This is a genomic window from Micromonospora sp. NPDC049139, from assembly GCF_055586845.1.
The window spans coordinates 75,771-90,656 of the sequence record NZ_JBVJHK010000025.1; the positions used below are offsets into that span (position 1 = coordinate 75,771).

The 14,886-nt window shown below is 68.6% G+C and carries 17 protein-coding genes and 3 pseudogenes; 11 read left to right on the top strand and 9 right to left on the bottom strand.

All coding sequences use genetic code 11. From position 1 onward, the window contains the following. The first annotated feature begins 26 nt into the window (after positions 1–26). The 5 genes from ACZ6Q9_RS30160 to ACZ6Q9_RS30180 all read left to right on the top strand — a co-directional run bounded on the left by ACZ6Q9_RS30160 (position 27) and on the right by ACZ6Q9_RS30180 (position 2,553). Positions 27–230 carry a hypothetical protein gene (locus tag ACZ6Q9_RS30160; RefSeq protein WP_396830579.1) on the top strand — a complete coding sequence of 68 codons (204 nt, stop codon included), beginning with the start codon at positions 27–29 and terminating at the stop codon, positions 228–230. A gap of 20 nt (positions 231–250) precedes the next feature. Then, positions 251–676: a hypothetical protein gene (locus ACZ6Q9_RS30165; protein WP_396830577.1), complete on the top strand. Its 426-nt coding sequence runs from the start codon at positions 251–253 to the stop codon at positions 674–676. A 290-nt stretch (positions 677–966) separates the two neighbouring features. After that, a complete protein-coding gene (locus ACZ6Q9_RS30170; protein ID WP_396830575.1) occupies positions 967–1,560 on the top strand; it encodes a hypothetical protein in 594 nt (197 codons plus the stop codon). A 157-nt stretch (positions 1,561–1,717) separates the two neighbouring features. Beyond that, positions 1,718–2,095: a hypothetical protein gene (locus ACZ6Q9_RS30175; RefSeq protein ID WP_396830574.1), complete on the top strand. Its 378-nt coding sequence runs from the start codon at positions 1,718–1,720 to the stop codon at positions 2,093–2,095. Further along, entirely contained in the window at positions 2,092–2,553 is a 462-nt protein-coding gene (locus ACZ6Q9_RS30180; protein ID WP_396830572.1) for a DUF4262 domain-containing protein, read from the top strand. The genes ACZ6Q9_RS30175 and ACZ6Q9_RS30180 overlap by 4 nt, the downstream gene beginning before the upstream one ends. 377 nt (positions 2,554–2,930) lie before the next feature. Here ACZ6Q9_RS30180 and ACZ6Q9_RS30185 read toward each other — a convergent pair whose 3' ends face one another. Further along, on the bottom strand, positions 2,931–4,898 hold the full coding sequence (locus ACZ6Q9_RS30185; RefSeq protein WP_396830570.1) for a DUF6461 domain-containing protein: 1,968 nt from the start codon (positions 4,896–4,898) through the stop codon (positions 2,931–2,933). 502 nt (positions 4,899–5,400) lie between these two features. On the opposite strand from ACZ6Q9_RS30185, the gene ACZ6Q9_RS30190 reads away from it, so the two are divergent. Beyond that, positions 5,401–5,793, top strand: coding sequence for a hypothetical protein (locus tag ACZ6Q9_RS30190; protein WP_396830568.1), 393 nt, complete (start codon positions 5,401–5,403; stop codon positions 5,791–5,793). Positions 5,794–5,967: 174 nt separating this feature from the next. On the opposite strand, the gene ACZ6Q9_RS30195 is transcribed toward ACZ6Q9_RS30190, so the two are convergent. From ACZ6Q9_RS30195 to ACZ6Q9_RS30205, 3 genes are all read right to left on the bottom strand, one after another. After that, a complete protein-coding gene (locus ACZ6Q9_RS30195) occupies positions 5,968–6,687 on the bottom strand; it encodes a hypothetical protein (protein WP_396830566.1) in 720 nt (239 codons plus the stop codon). 138 nt (positions 6,688–6,825) lie between these two features. Then, entirely contained in the window at positions 6,826–7,551 is a 726-nt protein-coding gene (locus ACZ6Q9_RS30200; protein ID WP_466021452.1) for an IS110 family transposase, read from the bottom strand. Beyond that, on the bottom strand, positions 7,552–7,749 hold the full coding sequence (locus ACZ6Q9_RS30205; protein ID WP_466021450.1) for a hypothetical protein: 198 nt from the start codon (positions 7,747–7,749) through the stop codon (positions 7,552–7,554). A gap of 342 nt (positions 7,750–8,091) precedes the next feature. On the opposite strand from ACZ6Q9_RS30205, the gene ACZ6Q9_RS30210 reads away from it, so the two are divergent. Beyond that, positions 8,092–9,237 carry an IS110 family RNA-guided transposase gene (locus ACZ6Q9_RS30210; protein WP_466021451.1) on the top strand — a complete coding sequence of 382 codons (1,146 nt, stop codon included), beginning with the start codon at positions 8,092–8,094 and terminating at the stop codon, positions 9,235–9,237. Positions 9,238–9,333: 96 nt separating this feature from the next. On the opposite strand, the gene ACZ6Q9_RS30215 is transcribed toward ACZ6Q9_RS30210, so the two are convergent. The 4 genes and pseudogenes from ACZ6Q9_RS30215 to ACZ6Q9_RS30230 all read right to left on the bottom strand — a co-directional run bounded on the left by ACZ6Q9_RS30215 (position 9,334) and on the right by ACZ6Q9_RS30230 (position 11,254). Beyond that, positions 9,334–10,065 carry a class I SAM-dependent methyltransferase gene (locus tag ACZ6Q9_RS30215; RefSeq protein WP_396830561.1) on the bottom strand — a complete coding sequence of 244 codons (732 nt, stop codon included), beginning with the start codon at positions 10,063–10,065 and terminating at the stop codon, positions 9,334–9,336. Between the two features lie 59 nt (positions 10,066–10,124). Continuing rightward, entirely contained in the window at positions 10,125–10,622 is a 498-nt protein-coding gene (locus ACZ6Q9_RS30220; RefSeq protein WP_396830671.1) for a YcxB family protein, read from the bottom strand. Between the two features lie 357 nt (positions 10,623–10,979). Then, a pseudogene (locus tag ACZ6Q9_RS30225) lies at positions 10,980–11,051 on the bottom strand (hypothetical protein); the annotation flags it as partial. Next, positions 11,024–11,254: a mycothiol transferase gene (locus ACZ6Q9_RS30230; RefSeq protein ID WP_396830559.1), complete on the bottom strand. Its 231-nt coding sequence runs from the start codon at positions 11,252–11,254 to the stop codon at positions 11,024–11,026. The gene ACZ6Q9_RS30230 and the pseudogene ACZ6Q9_RS30225, both read right to left, overlap by 28 nt. Before the next feature lie 524 nt (positions 11,255–11,778). On the opposite strand from ACZ6Q9_RS30230, the gene ACZ6Q9_RS30235 reads away from it, so the two are divergent. The 3 genes and pseudogenes from ACZ6Q9_RS30235 to ACZ6Q9_RS30245 all read left to right on the top strand — a co-directional run. Next, complete coding sequence (locus tag ACZ6Q9_RS30235; protein WP_396830558.1) at positions 11,779–12,366, top strand: hypothetical protein; 588 nt, start codon at positions 11,779–11,781, stop codon at positions 12,364–12,366. Positions 12,367–12,415: 49 nt separating this feature from the next. After that, positions 12,416–12,726: pseudogene (locus tag ACZ6Q9_RS30240) on the top strand (integrase core domain-containing protein); the annotation flags it as partial. A 262-nt stretch (positions 12,727–12,988) separates the two neighbouring features. Beyond that, a pseudogene (locus tag ACZ6Q9_RS30245) lies at positions 12,989–13,180 on the top strand (S1 RNA-binding domain-containing protein); the annotation flags it as partial. Positions 13,181–13,278: 98 nt separating this feature from the next. On the opposite strand, the gene ACZ6Q9_RS30250 reads toward ACZ6Q9_RS30245, so the two are convergent. Further along, the gene (locus ACZ6Q9_RS30250; RefSeq protein WP_396830555.1) at positions 13,279–13,611 is read right to left on the bottom strand and encodes an HflX-like GTP-binding protein; all 333 of its coding nucleotides are present in this window, start codon (positions 13,609–13,611) and stop codon (positions 13,279–13,281) included. A gap of 282 nt (positions 13,612–13,893) precedes the next feature. Here ACZ6Q9_RS30250 and ACZ6Q9_RS30255 point away from each other — a divergent pair, with 282 nt between their 5' ends. After that, positions 13,894–14,532, top strand: a complete 639-nt coding sequence (locus tag ACZ6Q9_RS30255; protein WP_396830554.1) for a class I SAM-dependent DNA methyltransferase — start codon at positions 13,894–13,896, stop codon at positions 14,530–14,532. The last annotated feature ends 354 nt before the right edge of the window (positions 14,533–14,886 follow it).

A 14,886-nucleotide genomic window follows, 5' to 3' on the forward strand; every position in this document is an offset into this window, starting at 1 on the left:
ACGACGTCGCCCCCAGCGACGCCGGCGTGCTTTTCCTCCCCGAGCCCATCTACGAACGCGGCGTCCACGGCCAGGTCCCCTCGATCGGCGCCATCGCCTGGGCGAAGTTCCACCACACCAGCAACCGGCGCACCGGCTGGTGGATCACCGGCTGGGCAGACCGTGACGACCCCCTCGACCCCGCGCCGCCGCCCGTCGCCGCCGCCAACTCGCCGAAGACCCTGAACTGACCGCCCAGTTAGGCCCCTACGTGCTGCACTCCTTTGCCGAGATCCCCATCGGCATCCCGATCACCGCCCCCGGCGAACTACCCGATGCCGTCGACCGCGACTGGGAGACCGCCCCAGACGGACGCTTGTGCATCGACGAGTCGTCGCTGCGGATGCGCGCCGTCGCGGCCGTGCTCTACGCGTTCTGGCGCATCCAGGAACAACCCCTCGCCACCGTCGCCCAGCCGCCCCTGGACCGGCCCGCCTGCCGCCGCGCCCACCGGGCCAGCCTGCGTCACGACACCCGCGTGGTCGTGCTCCGCCGCACCACACCCGTCACCGAGCCCACGAACGAGGCGAAGTGGCACTACCGGGTGCGGTTCCTCGTGCGGCCACTGGCGGCGCCTGACCAACGCCGACGGGCAGCCCTACCGCATCTGGATCCACTCCTTCATCAAAGGTCCTGATGGGGCACCATGCTGCTCGGCGAGACCGTCTCCGTCCTCGCCCGATAACCCCTCCACCCCACGTCCTGCCCCTCGCACCGCAGATCAGCGGGCAACTCGACACGGTCGCCTCGTCATAGCGGAACTCGCCGACTAATGCCCGCTGCGGCTCACGACGGGCAAAAGCAGGCGCTGACACGGCGACTGGCCGTGCGATCAACCGCTGCGACCGCACCGGGATGCGAACCCCCTCCATCCTGCGCATGCCTCGCGGGCCGACAGCATCGCCGCGACCTATACCGGGAGAACCAGTGCACGACATCGAATACCCCTTCGACACCATCAACCGCGCCTACCAGCGCTTCCTCAGCATCGCCAAAGACCACTTCGAGGTGGTCGGCTGGGACAACGCAAACACTGGCCGGCCCACCCTGATCACCCTGATCGACATCGGCAGCCGCGACGCGTTCAGTCTCGCCCTGCTCGACAGCGTCGAGGACCATCAGCCCCACGCCCTGCTGGCCGTCACCACCACCGCCGCCCTGTCCCTGCACGGACCTATCCCCGGCCGCGCCGCCACCGCCGACTACGCGCCCCACCTGGCCATGCACAACGCCGACATCGCCGCCACCACGCCTGTGGCCCTACACAACCCCGACGACCCACACATCGGCGACGACGAGTGGACAGCCGTTCCACCGGACATCGCGCATGCCGCCCGCACCACCACCCTCGACGCCGACCGCGTGGCGCTGGCCCTGCTGGATCGCGACCGCGCTCAGCTCACCGTCGTCGGCCCCTTCCCCAGCATCGACGCCGCCGAAGCCTGGCGGCCCACCGCCGACGGGTGGCCACCGGTCGACCGGCTCCTCCTCGCCGTCCACGCGCCCGCGACGGGGCAGTAATCGCGCCTCGAACACCCGGCCCGCCGGGTCCGCTGGCGGGCCCGGCAGCACAGGCACCGGCGGCAGCAGCCGCACCCGATCGCAGCACACCACGATCCGACACCAGGGGGCGTCGCCATCGGGCGACGCCCCCTGCCGATGAACGGAGGCAAACAACATGGAACACGTCCCCAACCCCGGCGAAGCGAATCTCGACGAGCCCCTCAGCGTCGGCGATCCGGTTCTGGGAAAGTCGCGGCTGCTGTCGCGGCAATGCGGCACCTGCATCTTCGCCCCCGGCAACCGCATGCACCTCGAGGCCGGGCAGCTGCGTGCTCTCGTCAGGCAGGCCCGCGAGCAAGAGGCCTACGTCATCTGTCACGACACCTTGCCGCACTACCTGTACCCGCATGCCAAACCCGCGATCTGCCGCGGCTTCGCCGACCGCTACCGGACCCAAGCCCTGGAACTCATCGAGCGGCTCTGGGGCTTCGTCGAGGTCGACCCACCCCAAGCGCCCGATCGTCACGACGGTGTGGAAGGAGGTGACCGGTGAGCGGCATCGAGGACTTCATGCGTCGCCAGAGCGAGATGATCGACCGGGTCGGCTGGTCGGTGACGTTCGTCCACCTCAGCGCGGACGATACCGACGAAGGCCTCCCGTTCGCCTACACCGTCGGGTTCACCGCCCACGGTCATCCCGAACTGCTGATCGCCGGCCTCGACCCCGCCATCTCCCAGCAACTACTCAACGACTTCGCCGCCCGCGTCTACGACCAGGCCGAGCGCTTCACCCACGGCCAGCGGCTCGGCGACCTGATTGCCGGCTACGACGCGACCATCATCGACGGCGCCCCCACCGACCAGCTGCACACGGGCGCCGCGATCGCCCGATGCGGCGACCAGCATGTCCGCGTGCAACAGATCGCCTGGCCCAACCTGGCAGGCCGCTTTCCCTGGGACGACGGCTACGCCTACCCGTCGTCGGTGCAGCCGGTCCTCGGCTGTCCCTGACGGTCGGGGGCGACGTCAAGCATGGGGCGTGTCCGCTGACTGTCGGACGTCCAGGGGCGTGGCCCCGGCGTCGGCAGCCGCAAGGCACGGCTCGCACTACCGCAGCGCCACACCTGACGGGTGCACCTTTGCAGCCCACGGTGGGCTGGGCAGGGCCCCTGTCCAGCCCACCGCCGCGCCTCGGTCCCTTCCTCGCGCAAGGAATGTGGTCCGGATGGCGCCCCTGACCAGCCTCTGAGAGCAGGAGACGGGACCTTTTGTCGTTCGGTCGCGTCGTGTGGGGTCTGCCGTCGGTGATCCGGCCGCGCCTGCCCAGGGGGTCCTGGCGGACCGCAGCCGGCAGCGGCGATCCGCAGATCCGGGCGGCGCCTGGGCCGTCATTGTGCAGTGGATCTGATGGTCCAGGCCTGGGCGTTGGCGACCAGGTTCGCCGCATGCGGGCCGGCGGCGTAGCGGGCCGCGTGCATGGTGTCCGTGGCCGCCGCGACAGGGTCCGGGTTGGTCGCGCGGTGGAGGGCGAGCCAGACCCACCGGTGTTCGCCGTCGTCGAGTTGGGATCGGCGGGCGCGTAGGTGCGCGTCCGGGGTCAGGGTGCGGGCGGCGATGCTTGCGGCGATGTCCGGGTCATCGCCGAGGCCTGCGTAGCGGGCTGCCTCCGCGGCGAACCACCAGGTGAGGTCCCGCAGTTCGGGTTCGGGTAGGGCGGTCAGCGCTTCGGCGGGAATCCCCGGCGCGGTGACCTCGGGCAAGGCGGGGCCGAGGCGTTTACCGCCGTGCTGCGGCCGGCGCGGGTACAGCGTGGGCAGGTCCGGCACGATCCGGAAACCGATGTCGGCGGCCTCGATCCGCGCCAGGTCTTCGGCAGTGATGCCGTGGCCGGTGAATCGCTGCACCGCGACCAGGCCCATCAGCCGCTTGTTGCGGTAGTGGTCGGCGAAGTCGAGATCGGCGAGCGTCGCGGTGACCGGTGGTGGCGCGTCGACCTCGCCGAACGGTTCCACCCGCAGCAGCACCTCGCCGCGTTCGGCGAACGACAGCCGGGTCACGGCGTTGATGTTCCAGAACATGCTGGCGGCCCGCCCGCCGGCGGACACGCGGGTCAGCACGGGCGCGGTCGAACCCTGCCAACCGTTGTACTCGACGGCGAGCACGGCGTCGCCGACGTCCAGCATCGCTACCCACGGATCGATCGACTGCCGGCGCATCAGGTCATCGTTGATGGCCCGCATCGACTCCGGTCGGGCCGGGTCCGCGCCGAAGGCGCGCAGTACGTCCGCGACGTTCGTCCCGGTCACCACCGTGACCGTCGCGGCCTCCCCGAGGGTGCTGTGGCGCAGCCATCGGTAGGCGGTTTCGGGCTGGTCGGGCCGCGCCGGCTCCGGCTCGCCGCGCAGCCGATGGCCGAGCCGGTCTCTACGGGAATACACGATCTCGGGCGCGGCGGGCGCCTGCCACACCACCAGCTCGTAGTACTCGGCGTCGCGTTCGTCGGTGTCGTCCCTACCGCGGGCGTGCACGCGCAGCCGGTAGTCGCCCGGCCAGGGTGGGGTGACCCGGCGCAGGTGCGAGTCGCTCGTGTGAGGTCCGACCACCGAGGCGCCGCCGACGGCCGCCCGCCAGCTGACCTCGACGATTTCCTCCCATCCGGTCGCGACGTCCGGCGGTGGCCCGTCCAGGATCCGCAACCCGATGCGGACGTGCCCGGTCTCGACGCCGGTGCGGATCACCGCACCGCCCGGCACGACCGCGACCAGCCCGTTGCCGCCGAAGTCGGCCTCTGGGACACCAGCGTCCTCCAGCAGCGCGAACCGGTGCCCGAACACTGGTGCCGACCCGCTGGTCTGGCGGGGCAGCAGGTACTCCGCCCGGGCCCGGTCGAGGACCGCAGCGGCGTAACCGGCGGGCATCGGGGCTTCGCGTAGCAGCAAGACTGCGGTGCCGATCGCGACGCCGAGCACCGCCGGTGGTTCGATGGCCCAGGGGTGGATGCCCACCCGGTGCAGGACGGCGACGGTGGTAGTCACGGCCAGCGCGAGCTGTGCCGCGCCGTGCGCTGCGGCGATCCCCCGCTCGTCGGTGATTGCAGGCGCCACCGCCAGCAGGGGGGCCACTCGCGCGTGAGAGGCCAGCCGGCGGGCCAGCGCGGCGACCAGTGGCACCGCGCCGGGCCGGATTTGCTCCAGCACGGCTACGCCGGTAACCGCCTCGCTCTGCCCGCTCATGCTCGCGATGCCGAACGTGCCGGTGAACGGCTCGCCCAGGAGACCGGTCAGGTCCGGGGCACCGGCCAGGTCCAGTTCCCGCACGGTCAGTTCCAGTGCGCCGAGCAGGCGTTCGATCAGCAAGGGAGGCAGCGAGCCGAGCGCTTCTCGCACCGGCGAACTGCCCGATCCGGCCACGCCGGAGCGGAACTGGGCCACCGCCGGGTGCCGGACGGCCGATCCCCGGATCGGCCAGGTTTCGCCGTCAGCGAGTGCCCGCAGCCGGCCGAGCTCGGCCGCCGGTGCTGTCGGAACACGGGCAACGATGAACGGCAACGCAGCGGCGACCGGACCCGACAAATCCGCCAATACCGCATCAGGAATCTCGACCACAGCACCCCCGCCGCCCGCCTGTACAGGACGGCACATTCTAGCCATCGATGATCTTACAGTCGGTGACAGTTTTCGCGTTCCCGACCAGCCTTCCCAGGACGCGCCACACTGCGGCGAGTCGCGCTCATCGGCAGGTGCGGATGTCCGCTCGACTCAGAGGCCATCTACCGGCCGTGACCGCTCTTGATCGGTCAGCACGCACGGACGGCGGCATGTGCGGATGGTGGCGTGGGCGCCGTGAGACGATCTAGACGTGACAGAGTTCCGGCTCGACGTGCTGGTCGAGGAGCAGCTTGAATCGGTCGTCTTCGTCAGGGACTACCTGCAGCTCGACTTTGGTGACGCACGTTTTACCGCCTACGTCTGGCCAGCTGTGACCGTCGGCAACACCGTCCTCGAGTTCGGTGAGCCAGGCTATCGGGATGCGCTCTGTGCGTTCATCTCGCAGGAAGTCACCGCCGTATCGGAGTCACCAGAATGTGGTCTGGTGATCCGCTTCGCCTCGGGTGAAATTGTCACCAATCCCAAGCCATCCGACCTAGATGGACCGGAGATCGCGCAGTTTGAGGTGTATGACCCCGTATGCCCGCTGCTCGGGGTTTGGCGGCCCGGCGAGGACATCTTCGCTGGCCTCGATTGGTCGTAACTACGACGCGCGGTCCTCGGCACATCCGGACGCCGGGCGCCCGGCGCCGACGGCACGTGAGTGACGAGCGCTTCGCGGCAAATGAGCGCGGTCGCGCCCGAACGGCGTCGGCCTGCAGCGGTGCCCGGCCAGGTCGTGGACGACCCGGAGCAGGGTATGTGGGTATGCCCCTGGTCACCGTCTGGTGGTGGTAGCAGGCTGCGACTGTCGCCATAGGGCCAGGTGTTCGAATGCATCGCTTAGTTGCCGGGCGATGTCGGGATCAGCGGTCGCGGAGACTTCGGCGGCGAGCACGTCCGCGGGTATCGGGCCGGACAGCCAGTCGTTGACCTCGCGCCAGAAGCCGTTGTCCTGCCTCGATGAGACGAGAAGGTCGCTGACGAGTTCGGCGAGTTGCCGGGCCGCGGGTTTCCCGACGTGCACCGGCCATGCGGCGAGATAGGGCGAAACGTTCTGTCCGCATTCGGCGATTGTGTCCAGCACCTCCCGCGGCTCGCAGAAGCTGGGCCACGTCGAGGTGGTGTCCCGCCACCAGGCCCATGCGAAGTCGCTGATCACGCGCTGTTCATCGTCCGAACCCGACCGCCACAGGCCCGCGAGCCGAGATGGCAAGAAGATGTGGTAGCTCCAGTCGTTCATTTCGCCGGCCGCCACCAGCTCTAGGAGCCGGGGCATGAAATGGTTGAGGTACCTCTGATCACCCCACGTCGTCGTCGAGTTGAACAGCAGCGGACCGAGCTGCTCGGCAGTAACATGGCGCAGTAGCGTTCGGTGCAGCGTTTCGACCTGCTCCGGGTCAACGCAGTGGTCGCAGTATTCGACACCCTCGACCAGCCGGTAGCGGCCGAATACCCGGTACAGGTCGTCTAACGCCGCCTTCAGCTCGCTGCGCATCCGGTCAGGCTAACAACGAGGCCTGGACTGCAGGACAGTCAGATGCAGCTCCCGGCAAGCGATGATCGACGCGCTGATCGTGGCTGATCAGGATGCCTGACGCGCCTGACCACCCGTGCCTGCGGTCTGGCTGGCGCTTCAAATTCTGTGTGCTGCGGCGTAGAGCACGTACCACAGCGCCGCACTCAGGGCACCGTATGAGGTGGCTGCGGTAAGCAGCGTCGGCCATGCGCACCAGAGACGGTGCGCCGTGGCCAGCCAGACCAGGACGACGATCGGAAGCACGATCTTGACGAGTTCCCCGACCACAACGTCTCGGAAGAACTCTCCTTGGTACGGGTCGGACACTGGCCGAGGATCTTCCCGGCGATGATGTGCCCGACGCCGCGGATTTCGGTGATGGTGGAGTGCGTCTCGCTCAGGACCTGCCGGATCTGGGCCTGGTTGGTGTGCGGGCCGGTCCAGGTGGCGTAGGTCCGCGATCAGTTCACGAGCCAGGTCGCGGCGGCAGCTGTCGGTGGCGGTGAGCGGCCGGGTGGTGCGCAGCAGCACGGCGGCCTTGTCCGCGGTGAGGTCCAGCGCCGCGCCACCGGGGATCAGATCACGCAGCAGCACGTGAAGCCGGTTGAGCAGCCGGACGCGTTCGCGAGCCAGGTCGTCGCGGCGTTCGGAGAGCAACCGCAGCCGGGTGTGATGGTCCTCGGCGACGACTTGGCGCAACCGCTGGTGCCGCATGGCGGCGTGAGCGACGCTGGCGGCGTCCGCGGCGTCGGTCTTGCGGGTGCCGCCGGTGTCCAGCAGTCGAGCTCGAGCGGCCAGGGCGGCCGGGACGTCGACGACGTGCTCGCCGGCGGCGGCCAGCAGTTACGCGATACCCCGCCCCAGCCCAGCGGCGCCTTCGACAGCGAAGCGGCGTTGCGGCCAGCGGGCGGCCCAGTCGGTCAGCGTCTTGTATGCGGCGGCGTTGACGGTGATCCGCCTTGTCGCCAGCAGGTGACCGGTCTCGTCGAGGGCGACAGCGGTCAAGGAGGACTTGTGCGGGTCGATGCCGATCGTGGTCACGGAGAGCCGGGTTCCTTTCGCCATAGCGAACGAGGATCACCGTGGCGGGCAGCCTGACTTGGGGAAATTCGGTGAGCACGCCTCTGTTGAGCCACGCCACGGCCGGGCGCCGGCCAGCGGCGGCACGCTCTTGAAGAGCCAACCCGAGGGCGGCAAGGGGTTTGCGAGCCAGTGCCGACCGGCGCCCTGACGCTACGGGCTGCAGACCCGCGCATCTGACTCCAGTAGACAAGTCAGGGGTTTGCTCAGCTCGAAGTAGCGTTGCCCTCCCGGCTCGACAACCAGGTGGATCGAGCATCGGAGGACGCGTTGAGTGGCACATCAGATCGTGTGGTCATCGGGATGGACCCGCACAAGCGCTCTGCAACGATCGAGGTCATGGCCCGCGATGAGACCGTCATCGGCGGCGGCCGCTTCGACACCGACCGCGACGGCTACACAGCGATGAGGAAGTACGCCAGCCGATGGCCGCACCGGGTCTGGGCGATCGAGGGCTGCCAGGGCATCGGCCGGCACATCGCCAACCGGCTACTGGCCGACGGCGAGCAGGTCGTCGACGTCCCGCCGAAGCTGTCCGCCAGGGCGCGGGTCTTCGCCACCGGGCAGGGCCGCAAGACTGATGCCACCGACGCCCACTCCATCGCGCTGGTCGGCACCCGCATGGCCGGGCTGCGCCCGGTCGTCAACGACGAACAACTGACCCTGCTGCGGATCCTGGTCGACCGGCGCCGGTCTTTGGGTGAGGACCACACCCGGATGGTGTCCCAGCTGCACCAACTGCTCCTCGAACTCATTCCAGGCGGGGCGAAGAAGAGCCTGTCCGCCGCCCAGGCCAAGGCACTGCTGGCCACCGTCCGACCCCGAGACGCGGTCGGCAAGGCCCGACGGCGGGTCGCCGCGGAGCTGATCAGCGACCTCGAACGGGTCTACCGGCGCTCCAAGGAAGCCGACAAGGAACTGACCGAACTGGTCGCCTCCACCGGCACCACTCTGATGAACCTGCACGGCATCGGACCATCCGGCGCCGCCCGGCTGCTGGTCGAGGTCAGTGACATCACCCGGTTCCCCAACCGGGCCCACTTCGCCTCCTGGAACGGCACCGCCCCCATCGACGCATCCTCCGGCGAACAGGTACGACACCGCCTCTTCCGCGCCGGGAACCGGCAGATCAACCGGGTGCTGCACATCATGGCCACGGTCCAGCTACGCAACCCCACCGAAGGACGCGCCTACTTCGACCGCAAGAAAGCCTCCGGCAAGACATCGATGGAAGCGATGCGCGCCCTGAAACGACGCCTGTCCGACATCGTCTACCGGTGCATGACCGACGACGCCACAGCTGCCACGGCGGCGGGCCCGGGAGGACAACGGGGAACGACAACTGGCTCCAGCGTGACCGACTCTCATCCCCCAGCCGGCTCTTCGGAGAAGTCACTTCCCGGACCCGCCGAGACCCAGGATAGAACTCTCCTCCCGACGGCGTCTTGACACAGAGGGGAGCCACGACCGCGCACCGCCATCCATGGACAGCGGCTCCGCTTCGTGACGCTCGGTCGGCTGCATGTGCGGACGTTGCCGGTGCGGTTAGTGGTCTTCGGCGTAGTGGGAATGCACGGCGGGTTGTCCGGTGTAGTTGGCGCCAGCGCGATCGTCGGCGCCGAGGTAGCTGTACGGGAGGCGGACCTCACGGCGGCCGGTACAGCTGATCCGGCGGCGACGGGGATCGTAGGAGAACCCGGCGGCACGGAGTCGGGCGGTGAGGCGCTGCCCAGCGGGTCGCCCGTCAGGAAGCCGGATGCTGGACAGGTCCAGGTCGGCCACGAGCCGGCCGGTGGGAGTTAGCCAGCCGGCCGCCCGGCTCAGGACGGCGAGCTTGTCTCCGACGTAGTGCAGTCCGTGCAGACAGGTGATCAAGTCGAACGTCCGCGTTGGTGTCCACTTGGCGACGGAGGCGCAGCTCAGCTCCAGGTTCAGGGATGGTGCCGGTACGGGATCGAAGGCGTCAACCAGGTCGACCCCGACGAGAACGGTCCGCTCGGTCAACCCTGTCAGGCGCAGCTCCCCGGCAGCCTGGATCAACGCCCGACCAGTGCCGCAGCACAGATCCAACCAGCCAGCGGCTGCCGAAGGTTCGGCCCGACCGGCGCCGACAAGGCCGGCGGCGAGAACGTCAAGAGGGTTGAACCCCAGCTCCCGGGTGTAGCTGTTGACCCCGGACAGCTGCCGCTCGCGGTTCATGGTGCAGTTGGCCACCACCGCCGACTGCTCCAAGGCCTCGTGGCCAAGCAGTCCGAAACTGGCGCGCTGGTCGACCACGGCAACATCATCCCAGAAACAGCTCCTCAGACTGAACCCCCGACCAGCGGCAAATGAGTTCACCGAAGCTGGAGCAGCCCACGTTTGGCCATGAAGGCTCGCAACGTCTCTGCGTCCTCCGTGGACATCAGGCGGCGTGGGATTACGGTCGCCGGCTCCCGACCGACGTACACGATCCAGAACTCGGGGGTGTCCCCTACCTGGGTGACCCCGTCCCAGGCGATGCCGCCGGACTCCGAGCCACTGCGCATCATGATGTTGTCGTCGGTGATGTCGTACGCGCCCTCGACAGCGTAGCGACTGGAGCGGGACCGGGCGCGCAACCGCACCCACGGCGAGTACAGCATCGACAGCACGCCACCCACGACCATCGCCATGCACAGCGTCGAGATCTGGTCGCCCCACGCGAACCCCCGCGAGACGGCGAAAGCGATCGCCCCGGCCGCCGCCAACACGGCACCGATGTAGCCGTACTTGCGCAGCCGAACACTGCTGAGCGCAGCGGCCACGCGGCCTGGGTAGGCGGAATCGGCTGGGACGTCAAAACGGATGTGCACGCCAAAACGATAGTGCCCCCATCTGCCCTCGGGCAGCGCCTGACTCGCACTCAGCTGGCCGGATCGCCGGGAGCCGTCCGTTCTCAGCGGCAAATCCGTGCATGTGACCTTAGCTTCGGGCTGCGACGGCCGCTGGCAGAATGCAAACGGTTGCTCGGACGAATTGGACGGCATCCGCGGGGGCGAGGATCGCGTCCTCAGGCGAACTCGCGTGCGATGGATTCCAGCCTCTCGCGGTAGGCGGCCCACCACGCCTCGTCGCCCTCGACCACGTTGTCGCCGGGCCGCCGCCAGCCGACCTGGCCCCTCGACCAGTTCGCGCACGATGTCGGCGTGCCCAGCGTGCCGGTTCAGCTCGGCGAGCACGTGCACGAGGACGAGGACGAGGACGAGGTGCAGCGTCACCGGCGTGTGGCGCCACCACCGCACCGAGCCGGGCGCGCGTCGATCGGGAGTGCCTCGATCGTGGCGTCCGCGTGTGCCCAGACTCGGTGCCACAGGCCGATGACGTCGTCCCGGGACTCGTCGGCTGCGGCCCACATGTCCGCGTTCGGCTCGGTGCCTTCGTCCAGGCCCGCGACGGGTTCGGGAAAGGGGCGGTCGAACACCTCGCCGAAATACCCGGCGGTCACCGAGGCCATCAAGCAGTACCAGCAGTTCCTCGCCAAACGACGAGCTCAGCGGCCCCCAGACGAGTATCGGGAGCCGACCACCGAGGAGTGGAGCGACTTCAACGAGCACTTCGACAAGCGCCGCGTCGAACTCGGCTCCTGGCGGCCGGCCTTACGGCACCCCCTGCCGGCACGAACACGCCTGCATCCGCCCTGCATCCGCTGTCCGATGCTGAGCATCAACCCCAAAGTGCTGCCCCCGACTCGACGAGCTGGAGGAAGATCTCACCGCTCGTCTCCGCCGTACGGAGGAGGAAGGCTGGAGAGGCGAGATCGAAGGACTCACGCTGACCCTCACCTTCCTTCGGGGAAAACGAGCACAGACCAAGAGAATCGCTCGCGCTGGGACACCCCGGACAGATCGATCTCGGCACGCCCAAGCCACCACCACACCAGTGACCCAACACTCGTGGCGGGACCCGTCGCGGACCTCATGCCACGGCTCCGATCACCTCGATGAGCTGTCCGCGGTCCACAATCGGGCCATGAACGTTCCCGAGATCCTGGGCGCCGCGGCCGAGCTGGCCACCGCTGACCTCCGAACCGATGCTGGGCTCACACTGGACGACATCCGACGTGACCTCGACCTGGGTGAATGGGAACTCGCCCTGGGCATGCTGGAAGACGTCAGCGACGAACACCCGCAACCGGCTCGCTTCTGGCAGCTTTTGGCGGACGCGGCCGGCCTCCTTCAGCTCGATCGGAGCGTCGCCTGGTGCCACTGGAGAAGCTACGAATCGACCCACGGCGTGATCAGGGCCGACCTGGCGCTCAGCTCGCCGGAGGCCGGAGGTCGTCGGACCGCCATCCCTGGGGCTGGAGTGCTGCGACCGATGTGGGACATCGGACACCGCACCAGTGCTGGCACACCGGACCTGGCCATCGCGCGCATCTGGGTAGAGTTCGCGCCTGCCCTGGAACCTGGTCAACAGGGAACGGTCCGGTTGGCTCCACTAACTCCACCGCGATGGAGGCACCTGACACCGGGAGACGTGATCACTATGCACGAGATTGCGGAACCGATCGGCATCGCCGAAGTCATCGGCGTTCTGCCACCTGCCGCCAGCGGGTGACGCGCTGGAAACGGAGACCCGGCCCGCTTCAAGATCAGCGCAGAGAAGGTTCAAGACGTTGAAGTACGCGCTGGTCTTCCCGGACCGGATCGCGTCCCTCGCCCGGGCGCGGGCGTTCATGAACGACTTCGTGACCTGGTACAACCACGCTCATCGGCACTCCGGGATCGGCCTGCACACCCCGCCGACGTCCACCACAGCCGTCACCACACCGTCCGCGCCAACCGCGAGGACACCCTCGCCGCAGCCCGGACGGCGCACCCGGAACGGTTCGGCACCACCCGGCCCCTACCCAAGATCCTCGACCTGCCCGAACAGGTCTGGATCAACAAGCCCGAGCCGCAACGGCAAGCCGCTTAACTCCCGTTGGCCTCAATCCCTTGACACGTTCCGTAGCGACCGATCGGCGGCAGAAGCGTGCACCTGGTCAGGAGCCGCAAGTTGCTACCTCGGCTCTACAGGGACCTGGGAGTACTTCTGCGACCCTGCCGACGTGGTGCACGCTGGCCAGCAGGTCTCCGTCGAGGTGCTCGACTTCGACGTCACCCGTGGACAGGTGCAGCTTTCGCTGAAGGCGTTGCAGGAGGATCCACTGGTCCAGTTCGCGGACCGGGTCGGTGAGGTGTTGTCCGGTCCGGTCGTCAAGGTGGTGCCGTTCGGTGTCTTCGTCCGCGTCGCGCCGGGCATCGCGGGACTGCTCCACGAGTCAGTTTTGACTCGGAGGCCAGTGATGGGAGAGATGGTCACCGTCACGATCGCCGAGGTGGACCGGCCGCGGCGCCGAGTGCGGCTGGAGCTCGCGCTGACGCGTTGATCGGTCGCCCATTACGGGCCGCCCGAATCAACACCGTCGACAACGGTTTCAACGTCCACGAAACCCACGCCACGCGCGGATCGCGGCAGATGCGGATGCTATCCGCCGGGTGTGAAGAGGTCCTCAGCGCTGAGCACGGTGCAGCCGCACATCTCGCCAAGGACGGTTCGCTGGTGCTCAGTCAGCGGATTCGCGAACACCACCGCCCCAACCTGACTCGCCCGACACGCATCGGCGACTTCCCGGGCCTTGCCCGCGCTCAGCAATGTCCGCCGCGAGAACGGAGTGGTCATCTTGTCCGCGCCGCCGTGCGATACCCCCCGGCGCTGAGCGTGCCGGCCCACGACCCGCGCACCGTACACCTCCACCGCCGTGGCCAAGAGGTCCAGCTTGGTGTCCATCTCGGTGTCCTTCGCCGAGAACAGGCCCACGAGTAGCACCTCGGCGCCCGCCAACACTCGGTGCGTCGACTCCGTCCGGCGTTGGATCACGCAGCGATCATGTCACCCCCGACCCCGCCGGGCGCGCGCTCATCGACACATCGGACGCCGGGCGCCCGGCGCCGACGGCACGTGGGTGACGAGCGCTTCGCGGCAGATCCCTGTACCTGATCATGAGCTGGGGACGACATGACTACGGTCTGAGTCACGCAGATGGATCATGGTGTCGGCCAGACCGACGCCGCTCCCCGGGTCGGCGCTATCGTGCGGCGCATGCGCGTTCCTGGATGGTTGGACGACACCCGGACCTCTTACGACACGGTGGCGGTCAGCTACGCCGACCTGCTGCGCGACGCTCTCGCCCGCGAACCGTTCCAGCGGGGCATCCTCGCCCTCTTCGCCGAACTGGTCCGCGCCCAGGGAAACGGGCCGGTCGCCGATATCGGCTGCGGCCCCGGCCGGATCACCGCCCACCTGCACAGCATCGGCCTGGACGCGTTCGGCATCGACCTGTCCCCCGCGATGATCGACGTGGCCCGACGGGACCATCCCGGCCTGCGCTTCGAGGTCGGCTCCATGACGCGCCTCGAACTGGCCGACGATCACCTGACCGGTCTGCTCGCCTGGTTCTCCCTGATCCACGTCCCCGACGACGAGGTATCCATAGTCCTCGCCGAGTTCCACCGCGTGCTGCGGCCCGGCGGGGTCATGCTGCTCGGATTCCATGCCGGCGACGGCAGTCGACTCAAGACGGAGGGCTACGGTGGCCACCCGATGAACGTCTACGTGCACCGCCGCCCACCGGATCGGGTCGCGGCCTGGCTGGACGCCGCGGGCTTCACCGTCGAGGCCGAGATGGTGCACCGCCCAGCCCCGAACGTCGAGGGCGGGTTCATCTTTGCTCAGCGGTGAGGTGGGCGGAGGCATCCGAATCGCGGCCCGAGACGCGCCGGACGCCTGCCCTCGCGAATGGGCTTGTCCTGTTCGGGCCTCGGTGTCAGATATTCAAGTCGGAGCGTTGTACCGAGGTGTTCGGGTGCGCGCTTCCCAGCACGACTACGCCGGCCGCAGCCGCTCCTCGTCGCGTTCCATGACGCCCGATCGGCGGCATGTCCGGATGTCCCGAGTCCGAGGGATGCCCTGGTGATGCCCGGCCCCACAGTGCCACGCTGGGGGGTGTCCCTATGGGTTTCGTCAAGCGGTGATCGGCGGTGTGGGGCGGGGCTGGTAGGGGATCTTGTCGCGGAGCATGGCGAACAGGACGTC